The organism is Salmonella sp. SAL00670 (assembly GCF_046552235.1).
GTDB lineage: Bacteria > Pseudomonadota > Gammaproteobacteria > Enterobacterales > Enterobacteriaceae > Salmonella > Salmonella enterica.
Genome location: NZ_JBGDUO010000001.1, coordinates 674,100 through 692,342, shown reverse-complemented (window position 1 = coordinate 692,342; position 18,243 = coordinate 674,100). Strand labels below are relative to the sequence as shown.

Genomic DNA, 18,243 nt, shown 5'->3' with positions numbered 1-18,243 from the left:
AGCGCCTATGGATACGATACATTATATGCTGGATAACGCAGGCTATCTCGCCAGCCTTACCTTTCAGCATCTCTGGCTGGTCGCGCTGGCCGTCGGTCTGGCGATTATCATCGGCGTACCGTTAGGCGTTTTGATTGTACGCCACAAATGGCTGGCAACGCCGGTATTGGGCGCCGCCACGCTACTTCTTACCATTCCGTCTATCGCGCTGTTTGGATTAATGATCCCGCTCTTTTCGCTGATCGGGCATGGTATTGGCGTTCTGCCCGCTGTGACGGCCGTTTTTCTCTACTCTTTACTGCCGATTGTCCGGAATACCCATACTGCGCTTGATAGTTTGCCGCCCGGTCTGCGTGAAGCGGGACGCGGCATCGGTATGACTTTCTGGCAACGGCTGCGCTGGGTCGAAATCCCAATGGCCCTACCGGTTATTTTCGGGGGTATCCGCACCGCGGTAGTGATGAATATCGGCGTGATGGCGATTGCCGCGGTTATCGGCGCTGGTGGTCTGGGGCTGCTACTGTTAAACGGCATTAGCGGCAGCGATATTCGCATGTTAATTGCCGGCGCGCTGATGATCTGTCTACTGGCAATTGTACTTGACTGGCTGTTGCATCGTCTGCAAGTCGTACTGACACCTAAGGGGATACGATAATGATAAAACTGGAAAATCTCACCAAACAATTTGTACAGAAAAAGGGTCAGCCGCTAAAAGCCGTCGACAACGTCAACCTGAACGTGCCGGAAGGCGAAATGTGCGTCTTACTCGGTCCCTCCGGCTGCGGCAAAACCACCACGTTAAAGATGATCAACCGGCTGATCGCGCCCAGCAGCGGTAATATTCTTATCAACGGCGAGAATACCAACGATATGGATACGGTAACGCTACGCCGCAATATTGGGTATGTTATCCAACAAATCGGCCTGTTTCCTAATATGACGATTGAAGAAAATATTACCGTTGTGCCGCGCATGTTGGGTTGGGACAAAGCGCGCTGCAAGCAACGCGCCGAAGAGTTGATGGACATGGTGGCGCTGGATGCCAGAAAATTTCTGCATCGCTATCCAAAGGAGATGTCCGGGGGACAGCAGCAGCGCATTGGCGTGATCCGCGCTCTGGCCGCCGATCCGCCGGTACTGCTGATGGATGAGCCCTTCGGCGCGGTGGACCCCATTAACCGCGAAGTGATCCAGAACCAGTTTCTGGATATGCAGCGTAAGCTAAAAAAGACCGTGATGCTGGTCAGCCATGATATCGACGAAGCGCTAAAACTCGGCGACCGTATCGCCGTGTTCCGTCAGGGGCGAATTGTACAGTGCGCCAGTCCTGATGAACTGCTGGCCAAACCGGCTAACGAGTTTGTCGGGTCGTTTGTCGGTCAGGACAGAACGTTAAAGCGTTTGCTACTGGTCTCCGCGGGCGATGTGACCGACCAACAGCCAACCATTACCGCGCGGCCTTCCATGCCGTTAAGCGAGGCGTTCGGCATTATGGATGATCACGATATTCGCGCCATTACCGTCATTGACAACGACGGTAAGCCACTGGGATTTGTGAAGCGCCGGGAGGCTCGGAACGCCAGCGGAATCTGCGCCGATATCACCCATCCTTTCCGTATTACGGGCAAAGCGGAAGATAATCTGCGTATTGTGCTGTCCAGATTGTACGAAAGTAATACCAGCTGGATGCCGATCGTTGATGAAGACGGACGCTATAACGGTGAAATCTCTCAGGATTACATCGCCGATTATCTCAGCTCAGGCCGCACGCGTCGGGCGCTAAATATTCACGAAAACAGCTAACGCTGCCGCCGGATGGCCTCTCGCTATCCGGCAATATCATTATTGTACGCAATATTATATCGCACATAGTGCTTTTGCGTCTGACGCCATTTCCCCGCAGAATAGGCTATCCTGAAACTCCCTGTTTACCCGCTCATGCATCGTTTACACGCTTACCCGGATCTGCGCGCGATGTTTCGTCGCCTGCTGATCGCTACGCTCATCGGTATTCTCGCGGCGCTGGCTGTCGCCGCCTTCCGTCATGCGATGCAATTGCTGGAGTGGATTTTCCTGAGTAATGACACCGGCAGTCTGGTGAATGCGGCTGAGGGGCTTTCGCCCTGGCGACGGCTGATTACGCCGGCGCTTGGCGGCCTGGCCGCTGGTCTGTTGCTGTGGGGGTGGCAAAAAATGAACCAACAGCGCCCCCATGCGCCCACTGACTATATGGAAGCATTGCAAACCGACGGGCAATTTGACGTTGGCGCCAGTCTGGTGAAATCGCTGGCCTCGCTGCTGGTCGTGGTCAGCGGCAGCGCAATTGGTCGCGAAGGCGCAATGATCCTCCTCGCCGCGCTGGCGGCATCCAGCTTTGCCCGACGCTTCACGCCGCGTGAGGAATGGAAATTATGGATCGCCAGCGGCGCCGCTGCGGGCATGGCGGGCGCTTACCATGCGCCGCTGGCGGGCAGCCTGTTTATCGCGGAAATCCTGTTCGGTACCTTAATGCTGGCTTCCCTCGGCCCGGTTGTCGTTTCCGCCGTCGTCGCCCTGCTAACCACCCATCTATTAAACGGTAGCGATTCACTACTCTATACCGTACATCTGACCGTTGATCTCCACGCGCGGGAGTACGTCATGATAGTCAGTACCGGCCTGGTCGCCGGTCTGTGCGGCCCATTGCTGATGTGGCTGATGACGGCCAGCCATAATAGTTTCTTACGCTTAAAACTGTCCCCGCCCTGGCAACTGGCGCTGGGCGGGCTTATTGTCGGATTACTGTCGTTACTCACGCCCACGGTATGGGGAAACGGCTATAGCGTCGTACAATCATTTCTGCTCTCCCCGCCGCTATTCTTGCTGATTGGCGGAATTTTTGCGTGCAAAATCCTGGCTGTGCTCGCCAGCAGCGGGTCTGGCGCGCCGGGCGGCGTCTTTACGCCAACATTATTTGTCGGATTATCAATTGGAATGTTTCTGGGTCGGATATGGGGATTCTGGCTGCCAGGCTCGGATGAAATAGCGATTTTATTGGGGCTGGCGGGTATGGCGACGCTACTGGCGGCGACAACCCATGCGCCGATAATGTCCACCCTGATGATTTGTGAAATGACCGGCGAGTATCAGTTACTCCCCGGTCTGCTGATTGCCTGTGTAGTCGCGTCAGTGCTCTCGCGAACGTTACGCCATGATTCTATCTACCGCCAGCACGCTGCCGAGCATTGACAAACGAATATACTGCCCCAGCTCACGCTGCTCGGCGCGCGGCAGGTACGGTAGCTCGCCAATCAGCGGCGCTGGCAGTTTTTTCCCAAGCACATCAATAATTTCAGCATAATGCGCCAGGCCAGGATTGATACGATTCGCCACCCAGCCAATTAAGGGCAGTCCATCATTAGCGACAGCTTGCGCAGTCAGTAGCGCATGATTAATGCACCCCTCCTGAATCCCTACCACCATCAATACCGGTAACTGTTCCTGTACCACCCATTCAGACAATGGACGTAAATCATTCATCAAACTACGCCAGCCACCAGTGCCCTCCACAACAACGTGGTCCACTTTATCGCTCAGGCTCGCCAGACCGTTGGACAGCAAGGTGTAATTTATAGGACAGCTATGCGCGACGCTGCTTTCTTCTTCGCTTAACGCGATCGGATTAATCGCCTCATACGGCAACTCCAGCGAAGAGACGCTTTGCAATACCAGCGCATCTTTGTTGCGCATCCCTTCTGCAGTCTCTTTGCTCCCTTTAGCGACAGGTTTATACCCTGCAACGCTCTTACCACTCGACGCTAACGCTTGTAGTAATGCGCGGGAAACCACCGTCTTCCCAACAGAAGTGTCTGTACCTGTAATAAAGAAACGCTTCAGCATCACTAACTCCACCGTTATGCTTCGAAAATATAAGCCAGGAAAATAATACAGTGGAGAAAGTCTAAGATATGGCAAGGGCAATCAGCTTGAGTTAGCGCAAATTTTTGTACAACAGTTAAAAAATGTTAACCCTGTAATAGACGAATCAACAAAGAGCCGTTATACATCGCGTCTTTTACCAACGCCGCCCCGGCCATCGTACCCTGGTTGGTAAACTGCGTGCTTTCCACAACCGTATTCCTGCTGTAGGCGGGCAGCGCCTGTTGACGGATACTGTCAGCAATGGCTGGAAAAAGGATATCAGCCGCTTTACTTAGCGGCGAACCAATAAGAATTTTTTGCGGATTAAATAAATTCACCATGATAGCCAGAATGCGTCCGACATGCGCGCCAACGCCGCTAATAATATCTTTTGCTAATAGATCTCCCTGCATCGCCGCCTGACACAGTGAATCTACCGTTAACGGCTGGCCGTGCAACATTGAACTCATCGACTGATTAAGCCGAAGCTGCGTAAGTTCCAGCACGCTATCGACGCTGGCGATGGTCTCCAGACAGCCATGATTACCGCAATAACAGCGCTTACCATAAGGATCGACCTGGGTATGCCCAATCTCTACCAGACTGCTACTACCCGCATGAAGCAAATGACCGTCGGTGATAACGCCCGCCCCCACATTATGATCAATCACCACCTGGATAACGTCGCGCGCGCCGCGTGAGGCGCCAAAAAGCGCCTCTGCCATCGTCCAGGCGCTAATATCATGCTGAATGTAAACCGGTACGCCGGTGTGCCGCTCCAGCGCATCTCCCAAAGGCATCTCTTTGACATCTTCGTAATACGGCATCCGGTGCACAACGCCGTTTTCGGTATCGATAATGCCCGGTAACGTAATGGCAATGGAGGTCAGACGCTCCAGTTTCTGCTGATGGCGGGTAAAAAACCGATCAACGTGCGTAATAATTCGCTCAAGCAACGGCGTAGCTTCGTTTAACGGCAGCGCCAGACACTCTTCTACCACCAGTTTGCTGCTAAGATCGCGCAGCGCAAGGAAAATTTCGCCACGGCTAATACGAATAGATAAATAGTGCCAGGCCTCCGTTTCCACCATCAGCCCGACGGCGGGACGTCCACGACTGCCCGCCTCTTTAATTTCAAGTTCCTGAACCAAATGCGCTTCCAGCATTTCGCGAACAATTTTCGTAATACTGGCAGGCGCCAACTGCGCCAGACGAGACAGGTCAATTCGCGATACCGGTCCGAGCTGATCAATCAGGCGATACACTGCGCCAGCATTGGTCTGCTTAATTTGATCGATATGCCCAGGCTGACTATCAGCAACCACCGCTCACTCCCTTTATTTTCGCGCTCCGAAATAATCTGTGTGCTATGGTGAAACACTTCAATACTCGCCGTCAACTTTTTGCTTAGCCGTGTGATTAACTGCACATTTTCACCCTTTTTAAGCGTAATTAATCCCGTCGGGCAGCCAGTAATAGCAGTTGGCAAAACCGCTGTACGGCATGACTCTGTTCATGATGCTTTGGCCATACCAGCCACATTTCAGATACGGCGTCCTCTTCTGCCAGGGGAACCCAGCGCATCTCGCTCATCTGTACACGCTTAAAGGATGCCGGCAGAATCGAGACGCCCAGTCCCGCCGCCACCAGACCGATAATAGTCATTGCCTCGCCAACCTCCTGCGTGATGGTCGGCGACAGGTTATAGCGCCGCATCAGGCCGAGAATATCGTCGTAGAGGCCCGTCCCGACATGCGGATCGAAAAAGACGAAAGGTTCTTCCGCCAGTTCTGTCAGACTGACGACCGGCTTTTGCGCCAGCCGATGTTCGCGCGGGATCATGGCCATAAGCGGCTCATGCAAAATCACCTCGCGATTAAGTGTGTCGGGCAGCGGCGTATTCCGCAGCAAGCCAATATCCAGTACGCCTTCGTTGAGCGGCGCGATTTGCTCACGCGTATTCATTTCACGCGTTTGCATATGCACTCCCGGATAGGACTGGCGGAACAGCGAAAAGGTATGCGATACCGCCCGAATAAAAGGCGCTGAAGACGTAAAGCCAATACGGATTTCACCCGCTTCGCCCTGATGCAACCGCTCGGCGCGAGCGGCGGCGTCGTTTACCAGACTCAGGATGTGTCGGCTATCCACCAGAAACTGTCGCCCGGCGGCGGTTAACGCTACGCTGCGGTTGGTCCGCGCCAGTAATCGCGCGCCGACCTGCTGCTCCAGAATTTGTATCTGCTGACTCAGCGGCGGCTGCGAGATATTGAGGCGCGCGGCGGCGCGACCAAAATGCAGCTCTTCTGCTACCGCCACAAAGTAACGTAAATGACGTAATTCGATATTCATATTTTTAACGTCTTATTTGAGACAATTAATATATTAGACAGAATATTTTGCTTTTTCTATGCTTTACATGTCGGTTATACCCGTCTCCTGTTGACGGAGATGTAAAGCAAGGATTTAACGTGAGTCGTACAACTATTCTCGATGACGCCACGGCGAGCGATATCGATGAACAACGCCATTCTCAGCCGGTTCAATTTATTAAACGCGGTACAGCGCCTTTCATGCGCGTCACGCTGGCCCTTTTTTCCGCGGGCCTGGCGACTTTCGCGCTCCTTTATTGCGTTCAGCCTATACTACCGGTACTTTCCCAGGAGTTTGGCGTCTCCCCCGCCAGCAGCAGCGTTTCACTTTCTATTTCTACCGCCATGCTGGCTATCGGCTTACTTTTTACCGGCCCGCTTTCTGATGCGATAGGCCGTAAACCGGTGATGGTCACCGCCTTGTTATTAGCCTCCTGCTGCACATTGTTATCAACCATGATGACCAGCTGGCATGGTATTCTGATTATGCGCGCGCTGATCGGTCTGTCGTTAAGCGGCGTCGCCGCGGTGGGAATGACCTACCTGAGCGAAGAAATCCATCCCAGCTTTGTCGCTTTCTCTATGGGGCTTTATATTAGCGGTAATTCCATCGGCGGGATGAGCGGGCGTTTATTAAGCGGCGTCATGACCGACTTTTTTAACTGGCGCATCGCGCTGGCGGCCATCGGATGCTTTGCGCTGGCGTCCGCGCTGATGTTCTGGAAGATTTTACCCGCCTCGCAACATTTCCGTCCCACGTCGCTACGGCCTAAAACGCTATTTATTAATTTTCGTCTCCACTGGCGCGATCGAGGGTTACCTCTGCTGTTTGCGGAAGGCTTTTTACTGATGGGCGCGTTCGTCACCCTGTTTAACTACATTGGCTATCGCCTGATGCTCTCCCCCTGGGAATTAAGCCAGGCCGTGGTCGGACTGTTATCTGTAGCCTATCTCACCGGCACATGGAGCTCGCCGAAAGCTGGCGCAATGACCTCACGCTATGGCCGGGGGCCGGTGATGCTGTTCTCTACCGCAGTAATGCTGGGTGGGCTTTTACTGACGCTTTTTACCTCGCTTTGGCTGATTTTTGCCGGGATGCTGCTTTTTTCCGCCGGCTTTTTCGCCGCGCACTCCGTGGCCAGTAGTTGGATTGGCCCGCGTGCGCGCCGGGCGAAGGGACAGGCCTCGTCACTTTATCTTTTCAGCTATTATCTGGGGTCCAGTATCGCCGGGACGCTAGGCGGCGTATTCTGGCATAGTTACGGCTGGAACGGCGTAGGTGGTTTTATCGCGCTAATGCTGGTGCTGGCCATCCTGGTCGGGACGCGGTTACATCACCGTCTTCATGCCTGAAAAGAAATATTCCGGCGATAGCAACGTGCGCTATCGCCGGGCTGGTTTCACGCCACGACTCACTGTTCACCATAGACCTGTCAGGCTTGATACGCCCATAACTTCTCTGATTGCATCCAGCGCCAGAAGCGTAAATACCACCCAGATTATCGGATTCATATACGGTGTGCCTGTTATTCTGGAGGGCGGATATTACCGACTCTGCGGCCAAAAATAACGGCCGGTAACGTAAAGCTACCTATTATGGTGGGGGCTGACATCGCGTTACCGGGGGATTGTACATAGCGTTACATGCCGAAACCAATCACTCACGGAAGCCTTTTGATAACAGCGATATAGTCATTTCACCGGCCCCGCAGTGGGGTTGAATGAAAACCAAATCGAGGGTATCAAAATGAAAAAAGTATTAGCTCTGGTTGTTGCCGCTGCAATGGGTCTCTCTTCCGCAGCATTCGCGGCTGAGACTGCAACGCCTGCGAAAACCGCAGCGCCTGCCAAAACAACCCAGACCACCCAGCACCACAAAAAACAGCATAAGAAAACCGTTGAGCAAAAAGCGCAGGCGGCTAAAAAGCACCAGAAAAAAGGTGGTAAAGCGCCAGCCAAAACCACGTCAAAACCAACTACTCAACCGGCTGCGTAAGTCGTAACATGCTGCGGCGCGCCCCCGCGCCCGTTTTTACGGCGCTAAATTGTTCTGGTTTAGCGCCGCCTTCCGGGAGGGCAAAAAAGTGTCTCGCTACCGCTTTGAGCTCATTCTTATCGTGCTTATTTTATGCGCCGTTATTGCCACGCATTTCTATCTTTCCTGAGTGTAGTTATCTGATTTTACTCCCACTTTCTTACCGTCACGTCTATAGTAGTACTGAGGGTTTGTTGTTAATAATCATAATTACCCACCAGAGTGTGATATGCATAAAACCATTGCTGTATTACTGGGCATAGTGTGTTTTTTACCGGTTATGGCGAAAGCCAGGGGGGCTGAAACAGACGCCACGGATGCCAGCGACGTCAAAACGCTTTTTTTTAACCATGATGATCGGGTGCCCGTCGCCGATCCTACCCAATCGCCGTGGGATGCCATCGGGCAACTAGAGACCGCCAGCGGTAATTTGTGTACGGCAACGCTTATCTCCCCGCATATCGCCCTGACAGCAGGTCACTGCCTGCTAACGCCACCGAAAGGAAAACCAGACAAGGCGGTTGCGCTGCGTTTTGTGGCGCGAAAAGGAGTATGGCGCTATGAAATCCACGGCATTGAAGGCCGCGTTGAACCGTCGCTGGGCCGACGCCTGAAAGCGGATGGCGATGGCTGGATTGTGCCGCCTGCCGCGGCAAGCTGGGATTTTGGTCTGGTAATATTGCGCTACCCACCTTCCGGTATCACGCCAGTGCCTTTATTTACCGGCGATAAAGCGGCGCTCACTGCGGCGTTGAAAGCCGCAGACCGAAAAGTCACGCAGTCCGGTTATCCGGAAGATCATCTGAATGCGCTCTATTCCCATCAGGATTGCGTCGTGACCGGCTGGGCGCAGAATGCCGTACTCTCACACCAGTGCGACACGTTACCTGGCGACAGCGGCTCGCCGCTCTTATTGCACACGGATAGCGGATGGCAGCTCATTGGCGTACAAAGCTCCGCCCCTGCGGCTAAAGATCGCTGGCGCGCCGATAACCGCGCTATATCCGTCACCGGCTTTCGCGATAAGCTGAAAGCTCTGGCGCAGGATTAATGCGGGAATCGCTGCCTGAACCGACAGGCAGCGATCGTCTCAGGCAAATTTGATCATGACCATTCCGGCGAGCAGCAATATCACGCCAACCCAGCCTTTGGGGTTTAAGCGCTGGCCGAAGAGCACCCAGCCCGCCGCCAGCGTGGCGGCAATACCAAAACCGCCCCATAACGCATACGCCACCGACAGGTCTATCCCTTTTACCGCCTGGGAAAGCGCGCTGAAGGCGGCCAGAACAGCGGCAAGCGATAAGATGCCATAGCATTTACGGCGAAAGCCGTCCGAAAATTTCAACAGTACGTTAGCCACGATTTCCAGCATTATTGCCAACCCAAGCCAGGCGCCGTGTATCCATTCAAATTGTTGCACGAGTCGCCTCCTTCACCGGTTTGCCGGGTTTACGCGTCCCTGATTTGATCAATACGATGCCGGCGACCAGCGTCAGCAAGCCGGCAATCTTCATGGTTGATAATGCTTCATCAAATAGCAGCACGCTAAAAATGGTAATAAATAAAATGCCGATCCCTTCCCATAAGGCATACGCTACACCCAGGGCAATCTTTTTTACCGCAAAAGAAAGAAATATATATGACAGCGTGATCATCACCAGCATTAAAATAAAACCCGCATTGCCATTACCCACGCTAGCCCATTTCATTGAGAGCGTGCCAGTAATTTCAGTCGCGATAGCCAGAGCTAATAAAATCCAGTAAAACATGACACTTCTCCTGCATGAGAATATACTCTTTCGAGTCTGCTGCACGCAGCAAACTAAAAAATAAAATCAGTTAGCACAGCGCATTGCGCCAGCTCAGGCAGAAGTGAGAGACTAAAGTGCGTTACGCCAGTGCTGCTCGCCGATAAGCAGGAAAAAGGAGGTAGAGTGAAGATGCGTTTGCGTGGAGAAAAAAGCGCTGAACATATTGTCCATAATATTACAATTATCCGCAGTGTTGCTTCTCGTCATCGCGGATGATAATTGTCCTCGGTAGTTGAACACGCCTGATTTGTATCATAAGCCAGGAATTAACTCAAAATATTTTCACTTCTTTACCTGAAGTGTTTGATTTTAACCAGAACAGGTCGACCGACATCACATTATTATTCGTGTCGGCATCAGAAAACAGGGACTGATATGGCAAAACCGATCATCACGCTCAATGGTCTAAAAATCGTCATTATGCTGGGAATGCTGGTGGTTATTCTGAGCGGTATCCGCTTCGCCGCAGATATCATTGTTCCCTTTATTTTGGCGTTATTTATTGCAGTCGTTCTCAATCCCGTTGTACAACGGATGACCCGATGCCGAATTCCGCGCGTTATCGCCGTATCATTGCTCATTGTGATTATTGTTATGTTAATGGTACTACTACTGGCCTATTTGGGAACATCATTAAATGAACTGGCTCGTACCCTACCGCAGTATCGCTCCTCATTGGTGATACCGTTGCAACGTATTGAACCGTGGTTACAGCGAGCAGGCATTGGCGTGTCGGTTGATGAGCTGGCGAAATATATCGATCCAAACGCCGCCATGACTCTGGTAACGAACCTGCTCACCCAACTGTCCAATGCCATGTCGTCCATCTTTTTATTGTTATTGACCGTGGTATTTATGCTGCTGGAGGTTCCACAACTGCCTGAAAAACTGCAGCAGATGATGAGCCGTCCGGTGGAGGGCATGGCGGCAATTCAACGCGCGCTTGATAGCGTTTCCCATTATCTGGTGCTAAAAACAGCGATCAGTATCGTGACGGGGCTGGTCGCATGGGGAATGCTGGCCGTGCTGGATGTCCGCTTCGCCTTTGTCTGGGGTCTACTGGCCTTCGCGCTGAACTATATTCCTAATATTGGATCGGTGCTCGCTGCCCTGCCACCCATTATTCAGGTGCTGGTATTTAACGGGTTTTATGATGCGCTGCTGGTGCTGGCAGGCTATCTGCTGATTAATCTGGTCTTCGGCAATATCCTTGAGCCACGAATCATGGGACGTGGTTTAGGCCTTTCAACCTTAGTGGTATTTTTGTCGTTAATTTTCTGGGGCTGGCTATTAGGTCCGGTGGGCATGTTGCTCTCCGTTCCGTTAACCATCATTGTCAAAATCGCCCTCGAACAGACCACCGGCGGGCAGAGTATCGCCGTTCTGCTTAGCGATTTAAACAAAAGATAAAATGCAATACATACACAAAATCATTCAAGATGCCTCGCGGCGGCAAGGGAAGAAATCCCCGGGAGCATAGATAACGATGTGACCGGGGTTTCTGAGCGCAGCCAACAAAGAGGCAGCGTAAAGGATGAAGTGTATAAAAACGGCCTCCGAAGAGGCCGCCGCACGTTTAAAAGATTAAAGCGCTTTCAGAATTGCATCCACGCTGGCTTTGGCATCGCCAAACAGCATTTGCGTATTCTCTTTAAAGAACAGCGGGTTCTGCACACCAGCATAACCAGTATTCATTGAACGCTTAAAGACCACGACATTCTGTGCTTTCCACACTTCGAGAACCGGCATACCGGCGATCGGGCTGCGGGGATCGTCTTGCGCCGCCGGGTTCACCGTATCGTTCGCGCCAATCACCAGCACGGTATCGGTATCGGCGAAATCATCATTGATTTCGTCCATTTCCAGCACGATGTCATAAGGCACTTTCGCCTCTGCCAACAGCACGTTCATATGCCCCGGCAGGCGACCCGCCACCGGATGAATGCCGAAACGCACGTTGATACCGCGTGCACGCAGTTTTTCGGTGATTTCCGCCACCGGATACTGCGCCTGCGCCACCGCCATCCCGTACCCCGGCGTAATAATGACGGAGTGGGAGTTTTTCAGCATCTCAGCGGTCTCTTCCGCCGTAATTTCGCGATGTTCGCCAGCTTCCTGATCGTCGCCTGTTGAGGAGCCGTCAGTACCGAACCCACCAGCAATAACGCTGATGAAAGAGCGGTTCATCGCTTTACACATAATGTAAGACAGGATCGCGCCTGACGAACCGACCAGCGCGCCGGTCACAATCAGCAAATCGTTGCTCAACATGAAGCCAGCCGCCGCGGCAGCCCAACCGGAATAGGAGTTCAGCATTGAAACAACCACCGGCATGTCCGCCCCGCCGATAGAAGCGACCAGATGCCAACCAAACGCCAGCGCGATAATGGTCATCAGCAGTAGCGCCAGAACCTGTAGACCCACGCTTTCGGTACGGACAAAAACCAGCAGCAACAGGAAAGAAACAACCAGCGCCGCCAGGTTCATTTTGTGACGGTTAGGCAACATCAACGGCTTAGAAGAGATTTTGCCGCGCAGTTTACCAAACGCTACGATCGATCCAGTGAAAGTGACTGCGCCAATAAAGATACCGAGGAAGACTTCGGTCAGATGGATATTCACCAGCACCGGCGCCAGACTGGCGTCATGGTACAGATAGCTGTTAAAACCAACCAGTACCGCCGCCAGGCCCACGAAACTGTGCAGAATCGCGACCAGCTCCGGCATCTCGGTCATCTCAACTTTTTTCGCCATGCGGATGCCAATCGCGCCGCCAATAATCATGGCGACCAGAATCCATGCTACGTTGCCGGTATCCGGCCCGAAAATGGTCGCCAGCAACGCGATCGCCATCCCGGCAATACCGAAGTTATTCCCCTGGCGGGACGTTTCATGCTTTGAAAGCCCGGCAAGACTGAAAATAAACAGGATCGCGGCAACAATGTATGCAGCTGTAACTAATCCTCCAGACATGTGTTACCCCTTAGTTTTTCCGGAACATTTTCAGCATACGCTGAGTCACGGTGAAGCCACCGAAAATATTAATGCTGGCGATAAGCACCGCGATAAAGCTCAGGAAGCTGACCCAGCCGCCCTGACCAATTTGCAATAATGCCCCGACAACAATAATCCCTGAAATTGCGTTGGTCACCGACATTAATGGCGTATGAAGCGCATGAGACACGTTCCACACCACGTAATAACCAACCACGCAGGCGAGCGCAAACACGGTAAAATGGCCGAGGAACTCTTTTGGCGCGACATCGGCCAGCCAGCCAAAAAGAATGATCGCCAGCGCCATTAACGCATACTTCCGCCAGGGTGAAGCGGGCTTTTCCGGCTCTTTTGGCGCAGGTGCTGCTTTAGGCGCGGCCTGTGGCTGCGCGGAAACCTGGATTGGCGGCGCAGGCCAGGTAATGTCGCCGTCGCGAATCACCGTCACGCCACGGATCACGACATCGTCAAAATCCACGTCAATATTGCCGTCTTTCTCTTTGCACAGCAGCTTCAGCAGGTTAACCAGGTTGGTGCCATAAAGCTGGGATGACTGCGTCGGCAAACGCCCCGGTAGATCGGTGTAGCCAATCACTTTTACGCCATTGTCCGTCGTCACAACCTGATTGGCGACGGTATATTCGCAGTTACCGCTATTCTGCGCGGCCAGGTCGACAATCACGCTGCCAGCCTTCATAGAATCGACCATATCGCGGGTAATCAGCTTCGGCGCTGGTTTACCCGGAATCAATGCAGTGGTCACAATGATGTCGACCTCTTTGGCCTGGGCGGCAAAGAGCGCCATTTCCGCTTTGATAAACGCCTCGGACATCACTTTGGCGTAACCATCGCCGCTACCGGCTTCCTCTTTAAAATCCAGTTCGAGGAACTCAGCCCCCATACTCTGGACCTGCTCTTTGACTTCAGGACGAGTGTCAAACGCGCGGACAATCGCCCCCAGGCTGTTTGCCGCGCCGATAGCCGCAAGACCGGCTACGCCCGCGCCAATCACCATCACCTTCGCCGGCGGCACTTTCCCGGCGGCGGTGATTTGGCCGGTAAAGAAGCGCCCAAATTCATGCGCGGCCTCTACAATGGCGCGATAACCCGCGATATTCGCCATTGAGCTTAACGCGTCGAGCGACTGCGCGCGGGAAATACGCGGCACGGAGTCCATCGCCATCACCGTGACCTTACGTTCGGCAAGTTTCTCCATTAACCCAGGATTTTGCGCAGGCCAGATAAAACTGACCAGCGTAGTCCCGGGGTTCAGTAAAGCGATTTCCTCTTCTTCAGGCGCATTAACCTTGAGAATAATTTCCGACTGCCAGATAGCATTGCCGTCTACAATATCCGCGCCAGCCTGCGCAAACGCTTTGTCGTCAAAACTTGCCAGTTGACCCGCCCCGCTTTCGATAGCGACGCTAAACCCCAGCTTCAGTAGCTGCTCTACCGTTTTCGGCGTCGCAGCGACACGGGTTTCATTGGGTAACCGCTCTTTTGGTATGCCAATTCGCATAAATGTTCCCTTCCATCGGTATTTTTGATGATGGTTTGTCAGTAAGCGCGAGAAGCGTACGCCTGCCCGCGTTTGAGGTAAATGTTACCCCAGCAGAATAAAACCGTTACAAACTCTCTATAACCTACTGAAAATAACGCCTGTGATCTAGCGCCAAAAAACAGAATTTTTTATCAAATTTGCAAAACATGAACGATTCAGCCGCTAAGCAGCCATAATGCCTTGAAAATGGCCTGCGAGGGCTGATAATTCGCTCAAATTTGACAGCAAAACATCATTAAACCCCTGGTGAGATCAAGAAATTAACATTAAATTAACTTATTAAATTTATGCGCTTCATTAGCTTAGCCGCCCGGACGCCGTTTTTTTCGACATATCGGCAAATGTTATCATCAAAGATAGGATACATGACACGATGCGTGAAAAATCCCGCAGACATCCATATGGTTTAAATGCAATAATCAGCCACGTTTCTAGTCAATAACAATACCAGTACCTGGTTTGCGCAAGGCGAAGGATTATTTTTATGAAGCTTAAGAACACTCTCCTGGCGTCGGCTCTGCTTTCTGCGGCTGCTTTTTCTGTCCATGCAGCAACAGAACTGACGCCGGAGCAAGCGGCTGCACTAAAACCTTATGACCGCATCGTTATTACCGGTCGTTTTAATGCTATTGGCGATGCGGTCTCCGCCGTGTCCCGCCGCGCAGATAAAGAAGGCGCAGCCTCCTTCTATGTTGTCGACACCTCGGAGTTCGGCAACAGTGGTAACTGGCGTGTTGTGGCGGACGTGTATAAAGCCGACGCGCCGAAAGCCGACGCGCCCAAAAATCGTGTCATTAATGGCATCGTGGAATTACCGAAAGACCAGGCCGTACAATTAGAACCGTATGACACCGTCACCGTTCAGGGCTTCTACCGTAGCCAGCCGGAAGTTAACGATGCCATTACGAAAGCGGCGAAACAAAAAGGCGCATACGCTTTCTATATTGTTCGTCAGATAGATGCGAATCAGGGCGGAAACCAGCGCATCACTGCATTTATCTATAAACAAGATGCGAAAAAACGCATCGTCCAGAGCCCCGACGCTATTCCGGCAGACTCTGAAGCTGGCCGCGCTGCGCTGGCTCAGGGCGGCGAAGCTGCGAAGAAAGTCGAAATTCCAGGCGTCGCCACGTCAGCCTCGCCGAGCGCCGAAGTAGGCCGTTTCTTCGAAACGCAATCCTCCAAAGGCGGGCGTTACACTGTCACACTACCGGATGGCACAAAAGTTGAGGAGCTGAATAAAGCGACGGCTGCGATGATGGTGCCTTTCGACAGCGTTAAGTTCACCGGCAACTACGGCAATATGACAGAAATCTCCTACCAGGTCGCCAAACGCGCGGCGAAGAAAGGCGCTAAGTATTATCATATTACGCGTCAGTGGCAGGAGCGCGGTAATAACATCACCATCAGCGCCGACCTCTATAAATAAGGCGCGCGTCGCCATCAGGCTTTCTCGCCGGATGGCGGCATACCTGCCTTATCAGGCCTACACGATCGTTCAACGGCAGGCCTGATAAGCCACCATCCGGCACTTTCTCGCGGGATGCCAGTTCCGTCAAATATCGCGATGAATCTCACTTTTCGCTTTTTTGGCGATAAATCTTATCCAGGCCGTTGCATGCGGTCCCTTCTCTCCGTAAAATCCCGCGCCTTAGTGGCTTTCACCATTTTTATGCGTTTTGCCATAATAATTATTCTTCCAATTTCATTTTTATAGCTGGATACCAATGGAAAAAAAACTGGGACTGAGCGCGCTGACCGCGCTGGTTTTAAGCTCAATGCTTGGCGCAGGTGTTTTCAGTCTGCCCCAGAATATGGCCGCCGTTGCCAGTCCGGCTGCGTTGTTAATTGGCTGGGCCATTACCGGCGTGGGGATACTCTTACTGGCATTCGCCATGTTAATCCTTACGCGCATTCGCTCCGAGCTTGACGGCGGTATCTTTACTTACGCCCGCGAAGGCTTCGGCGAACTGATTGGCTTTTGTTCTGCCTGGGGCTATTGGCTGTGCGCGGTCATCGCCAACGTATCCTATTTGGTTATCGTTTTTTCAGCGCTGAGTTTCTTTACCGATACGCCTGCCCTGCGTCTGTTTGGCGACGGTAATACCTGGCAGGCTATTGTCGGCGCTTCAGTCCTGCTCTGGATTGTCCATTTCCTCATCCTGCGCGGCGTACAAACGGCAGCCAGCATCAATCTGGTTGCGACTCTGGCGAAACTGTTACCGCTCGGCGCGTTTATTGTGCTGGCTATCATGATGTTCAAACTGGATACCTTCACACTGGACTTCACCGGTGTTGAACTCGGTATTCCCGTATGGGAACAGGTCAAGAACACCATGCTTATTACGCTGTGGGTATTTATTGGCGTTGAAGGCGCCGTCGTCGTCTCGGCCCGAGCGAAAAATAAACGCGATGTAGGCCGCGCCACGCTACTGGCGGTCCTCGCGGCGCTGGGAATATATCTCCTGGTCACGCTGCTTTCTCTTGGCGTTCTGGCGCGTCCGGAACTGGCGGAGATGCGTAACCCGTCGATGGCCGGACTAATGGTAAAAATGATGGGGCCGTGGGGAGAAATTATTATTGCAGCGGGACTGATTGTGTCTGTCTGCGGGGCTTATCTAAGCTGGACTATTATGGCGGCGGAGGTGCCATTTCTGGCGGCAGCCTATAAATCCTTCCCGGGCATCTTCGCGCGACAAAATGCGCAAGGCGCGCCTTCTGCATCGTTATGGCTCACCAATATCTGTGTGCAAATCTGTCTGGTGCTGATCTGGCTGACCGGTTCGGACTACAACACGCTATTGACGATTGCGTCAGAAATGATTCTGGTGCCCTACTTTCTGGTCGGCGCATTTCTGCTGAAGATTGCAACACGTCCCCTCCATCGGGCGGTCGGTATCGGAGCCTGTATTTATGGCTTATGGTTGTTATACGCGTCGGGTCCCATGCACCTGCTGCTGTCCGTCGTGCTGTACGCACCTGGATTACTGGTTTTCCTGTATGCGCGTCGGACGCACAAGCATGACAACGTGTTAAATCGTCAGGAAGTCGTGCTGATTGGTTTATTGCTGGTCGCGGCGGTTCCGGCTACGTGGATGCTGGTGGGTTGACAACCTCCCCATCGTAATATCCGTCTGTATTACGATGGGGAAACCACGGTCTTTGCCAATATTAATGCCATTTAATCCAGCAAAAAATCAGCAGCCACGCGCTTAGCCCCCAGCAGACCACCGCACCGCCAAGCGCGACGGGCAGGCGCATCACGCCGCTGAAATACCATAGCGTTGCAAGATAAATGAAATAAGGAATGATCGACCACATGCTAAAGACGATGGTGGTACGCATCGCGTCGATGCCCCGCTCGCTGGCCACGATATAGTGCGCGATAAGCGCAAACGTTGGAAACAGAGGAATTAATCCGGCGATATAATAATTTTTCGTTTTTGACAGCAGACCAATCAATACGACGACCAGCGCCCCCAGGGCAGCTTTAATCACGAGTCCCATTACCTTGCCTTAACATGCTAATAACAACAGCGTGTAGCATAACGGAACCGCTCTCGTTTAGAA

The 18,243-nt window shown here is 52.7% G+C and carries 18 protein-coding genes; 9 read left to right on the top strand and 9 right to left on the bottom strand.

Annotated elements, in window-relative coordinates:
* The first annotated feature begins 7 nt into the window (after positions 1 to 7).
* From osmW to clcB, 3 genes are all read left to right on the top strand, one after another.
* Positions 8 to 655, top strand: coding sequence for an osmoprotectant ABC transporter permease OsmW (gene osmW / locus ACLJRS_RS03475; protein WP_000379677.1), 648 nt, complete (start codon positions 8 to 10; stop codon positions 653 to 655).
* On the top strand, positions 655 to 1,803 hold the full coding sequence (gene osmV / locus ACLJRS_RS03470) for an osmoprotectant ABC transporter ATP-binding protein OsmV (protein WP_000593088.1): 1,149 nt from the start codon (positions 655 to 657) through the stop codon (positions 1,801 to 1,803). Before osmW ends, osmV begins: the two co-directional genes overlap by 1 nt.
* A gap of 135 nt (positions 1,804 to 1,938) precedes the next feature.
* A complete protein-coding gene (gene clcB / locus ACLJRS_RS03465) occupies positions 1,939 to 3,228 on the top strand; it encodes a voltage-gated ClC-type chloride channel ClcB (RefSeq protein ID WP_000554904.1) in 1,290 nt (429 codons plus the stop codon).
* On the opposite strand, the gene bioD is transcribed toward clcB, so the two are convergent.
* From bioD to ACLJRS_RS03450, 3 genes are all read right to left on the bottom strand, one after another.
* Positions 3,184 to 3,879: a dethiobiotin synthase gene (bioD, locus tag ACLJRS_RS03460; protein WP_000919233.1), complete on the bottom strand. Its 696-nt coding sequence runs from the start codon at positions 3,877 to 3,879 to the stop codon at positions 3,184 to 3,186. The two genes, clcB and bioD, sit on opposite strands and share 45 nt — an antisense overlap.
* A 125-nt stretch (positions 3,880 to 4,004) precedes the next feature.
* Complete coding sequence (gene mlc, locus ACLJRS_RS03455) at positions 4,005 to 5,225, bottom strand: sugar metabolism global transcriptional regulator Mlc (RefSeq protein ID WP_000225087.1); 1,221 nt, start codon at positions 5,223 to 5,225, stop codon at positions 4,005 to 4,007.
* Positions 5,226 to 5,352: 127 nt separating this feature from the next.
* Positions 5,353 to 6,252 (bottom strand): LysR family transcriptional regulator, encoded by a 900-nt coding sequence (locus tag ACLJRS_RS03450; protein ID WP_001019577.1) that lies wholly within the window; start codon positions 6,250 to 6,252, stop codon positions 5,353 to 5,355.
* Positions 6,253 to 6,371: 119 nt separating this feature from the next.
* On the opposite strand from ACLJRS_RS03450, the gene ACLJRS_RS03445 reads away from it, so the two are divergent.
* Complete coding sequence (locus ACLJRS_RS03445; protein ID WP_000091796.1) at positions 6,372 to 7,625, top strand: MFS transporter; 1,254 nt, start codon at positions 6,372 to 6,374, stop codon at positions 7,623 to 7,625.
* 66 nt (positions 7,626 to 7,691) lie between these two features.
* Here ACLJRS_RS03445 and ACLJRS_RS03440 read toward each other — a convergent pair whose 3' ends face one another.
* A complete protein-coding gene (locus ACLJRS_RS03440) occupies positions 7,692 to 7,784 on the bottom strand; it encodes a KPN_01571 family protein (protein ID WP_001068154.1) in 93 nt (30 codons plus the stop codon).
* A 235-nt stretch (positions 7,785 to 8,019) separates the two neighbouring features.
* Between ACLJRS_RS03440 and asr the strand changes: the two genes are divergently transcribed.
* Positions 8,020 to 8,268 (top strand): acid resistance repetitive basic protein Asr, encoded by a 249-nt coding sequence (gene asr, locus ACLJRS_RS03435; protein WP_000756314.1) that lies wholly within the window; start codon positions 8,020 to 8,022, stop codon positions 8,266 to 8,268.
* 268 nt (positions 8,269 to 8,536) lie between these two features.
* Positions 8,537 to 9,358 (top strand): trypsin-like serine peptidase, encoded by an 822-nt coding sequence (locus ACLJRS_RS03430; RefSeq protein WP_000549649.1) that lies wholly within the window; start codon positions 8,537 to 8,539, stop codon positions 9,356 to 9,358.
* A gap of 39 nt (positions 9,359 to 9,397) precedes the next feature.
* On the opposite strand, the gene mdtI is transcribed toward ACLJRS_RS03430, so the two are convergent.
* Both mdtI and mdtJ read right to left on the bottom strand, forming a co-directional pair.
* On the bottom strand, positions 9,398 to 9,727 hold the full coding sequence (gene mdtI, locus ACLJRS_RS03425; RefSeq protein ID WP_001183824.1) for a multidrug/spermidine efflux SMR transporter subunit MdtI: 330 nt from the start codon (positions 9,725 to 9,727) through the stop codon (positions 9,398 to 9,400).
* Positions 9,714 to 10,076: a multidrug/spermidine efflux SMR transporter subunit MdtJ gene (gene mdtJ, locus ACLJRS_RS03420; RefSeq protein WP_000500278.1), complete on the bottom strand. Its 363-nt coding sequence runs from the start codon at positions 10,074 to 10,076 to the stop codon at positions 9,714 to 9,716. The genes mdtI and mdtJ overlap by 14 nt, the downstream gene beginning before the upstream one ends.
* 417 nt (positions 10,077 to 10,493) lie before the next feature.
* Between mdtJ and ACLJRS_RS03415 the strand changes: the two genes are divergently transcribed.
* Positions 10,494 to 11,528, top strand: coding sequence for an AI-2E family transporter (locus ACLJRS_RS03415; protein WP_001118272.1), 1,035 nt, complete (start codon positions 10,494 to 10,496; stop codon positions 11,526 to 11,528).
* Positions 11,529 to 11,702: 174 nt separating this feature from the next.
* Here ACLJRS_RS03415 and pntB read toward each other — a convergent pair whose 3' ends face one another.
* Together pntB and pntA are read right to left on the bottom strand one after the other, a co-directional pair.
* Positions 11,703 to 13,091 carry a Re/Si-specific NAD(P)(+) transhydrogenase subunit beta gene (pntB, locus tag ACLJRS_RS03410; RefSeq protein ID WP_000014056.1) on the bottom strand — a complete coding sequence of 463 codons (1,389 nt, stop codon included), beginning with the start codon at positions 13,089 to 13,091 and terminating at the stop codon, positions 11,703 to 11,705.
* 10 nt (positions 13,092 to 13,101) lie between these two features.
* Positions 13,102 to 14,631, bottom strand: coding sequence for a Re/Si-specific NAD(P)(+) transhydrogenase subunit alpha (gene pntA / locus ACLJRS_RS03405; protein WP_001219364.1), 1,530 nt, complete (start codon positions 14,629 to 14,631; stop codon positions 13,102 to 13,104).
* 526 nt (positions 14,632 to 15,157) lie between these two features.
* Between pntA and ydgH the strand changes: the two genes are divergently transcribed.
* Together ydgH and ACLJRS_RS03395 are read left to right on the top strand one after the other, a co-directional pair.
* Entirely contained in the window at positions 15,158 to 16,102 is a 945-nt protein-coding gene (gene ydgH, locus ACLJRS_RS03400) for a DUF1471 family protein YdgH (protein ID WP_000769294.1), read from the top strand.
* Between the two features lie 298 nt (positions 16,103 to 16,400).
* Entirely contained in the window at positions 16,401 to 17,783 is a 1,383-nt protein-coding gene (locus ACLJRS_RS03395) for an amino acid permease (protein ID WP_000412353.1), read from the top strand.
* A 61-nt stretch (positions 17,784 to 17,844) separates the two neighbouring features.
* On the opposite strand, the gene ACLJRS_RS03390 is transcribed toward ACLJRS_RS03395, so the two are convergent.
* Positions 17,845 to 18,180, bottom strand: a complete 336-nt coding sequence (locus ACLJRS_RS03390; RefSeq protein WP_000524877.1) for a GlpM family protein — start codon at positions 18,178 to 18,180, stop codon at positions 17,845 to 17,847.
* Positions 18,181 to 18,243 lie beyond the last annotated feature (63 nt).

Excerpts from the sequence above, each read along its gene's own strand:
- ACLJRS_RS03450 (WP_001019577.1), bottom strand. The coding sequence starts at position 6,252 with ATGAATATCGAATTACGTCATTTACGTTACTTTGTGGCGGTAGCAGAA.
- osmW (WP_000379677.1), top strand. The coding sequence starts at position 8 with ATGGATACGATACATTATATGCTGGATAACGCAGGCTATCTCGCCAGC.
- ACLJRS_RS03440 (WP_001068154.1), bottom strand. The coding sequence starts at position 7,784 with ATGAATCCGATAATCTGGGTGGTATTTACGCTTCTGGCGCTGGATGCA.
- ydgH (WP_000769294.1), top strand. The coding sequence starts at position 15,158 with ATGAAGCTTAAGAACACTCTCCTGGCGTCGGCTCTGCTTTCTGCGGCT.
- ACLJRS_RS03395 (WP_000412353.1), top strand. The coding sequence starts at position 16,401 with ATGGAAAAAAAACTGGGACTGAGCGCGCTGACCGCGCTGGTTTTAAGC.
- osmV (WP_000593088.1), top strand. The coding sequence starts at position 655 with ATGATAAAACTGGAAAATCTCACCAAACAATTTGTACAGAAAAAGGGT.
- bioD (WP_000919233.1), bottom strand. The coding sequence starts at position 3,879 with ATGCTGAAGCGTTTCTTTATTACAGGTACAGACACTTCTGTTGGGAAG.
- pntA (WP_001219364.1), bottom strand. The coding sequence starts at position 14,631 with ATGCGAATTGGCATACCAAAAGAGCGGTTACCCAATGAAACCCGTGTC.
- ACLJRS_RS03415 (WP_001118272.1), top strand. The coding sequence starts at position 10,494 with ATGGCAAAACCGATCATCACGCTCAATGGTCTAAAAATCGTCATTATG.
- ACLJRS_RS03430 (WP_000549649.1), top strand. The coding sequence starts at position 8,537 with ATGCATAAAACCATTGCTGTATTACTGGGCATAGTGTGTTTTTTACCG.
- clcB (WP_000554904.1), top strand. The coding sequence starts at position 1,939 with ATGCATCGTTTACACGCTTACCCGGATCTGCGCGCGATGTTTCGTCGC.
- mdtJ (WP_000500278.1), bottom strand. The coding sequence starts at position 10,076 with ATGTTTTACTGGATTTTATTAGCTCTGGCTATCGCGACTGAAATTACT.
- ACLJRS_RS03390 (WP_000524877.1), bottom strand. The coding sequence starts at position 18,180 with ATGGGACTCGTGATTAAAGCTGCCCTGGGGGCGCTGGTCGTCGTATTG.
- pntB (WP_000014056.1), bottom strand. The coding sequence starts at position 13,091 with ATGTCTGGAGGATTAGTTACAGCTGCATACATTGTTGCCGCGATCCTG.
- asr (WP_000756314.1), top strand. The coding sequence starts at position 8,020 with ATGAAAAAAGTATTAGCTCTGGTTGTTGCCGCTGCAATGGGTCTCTCT.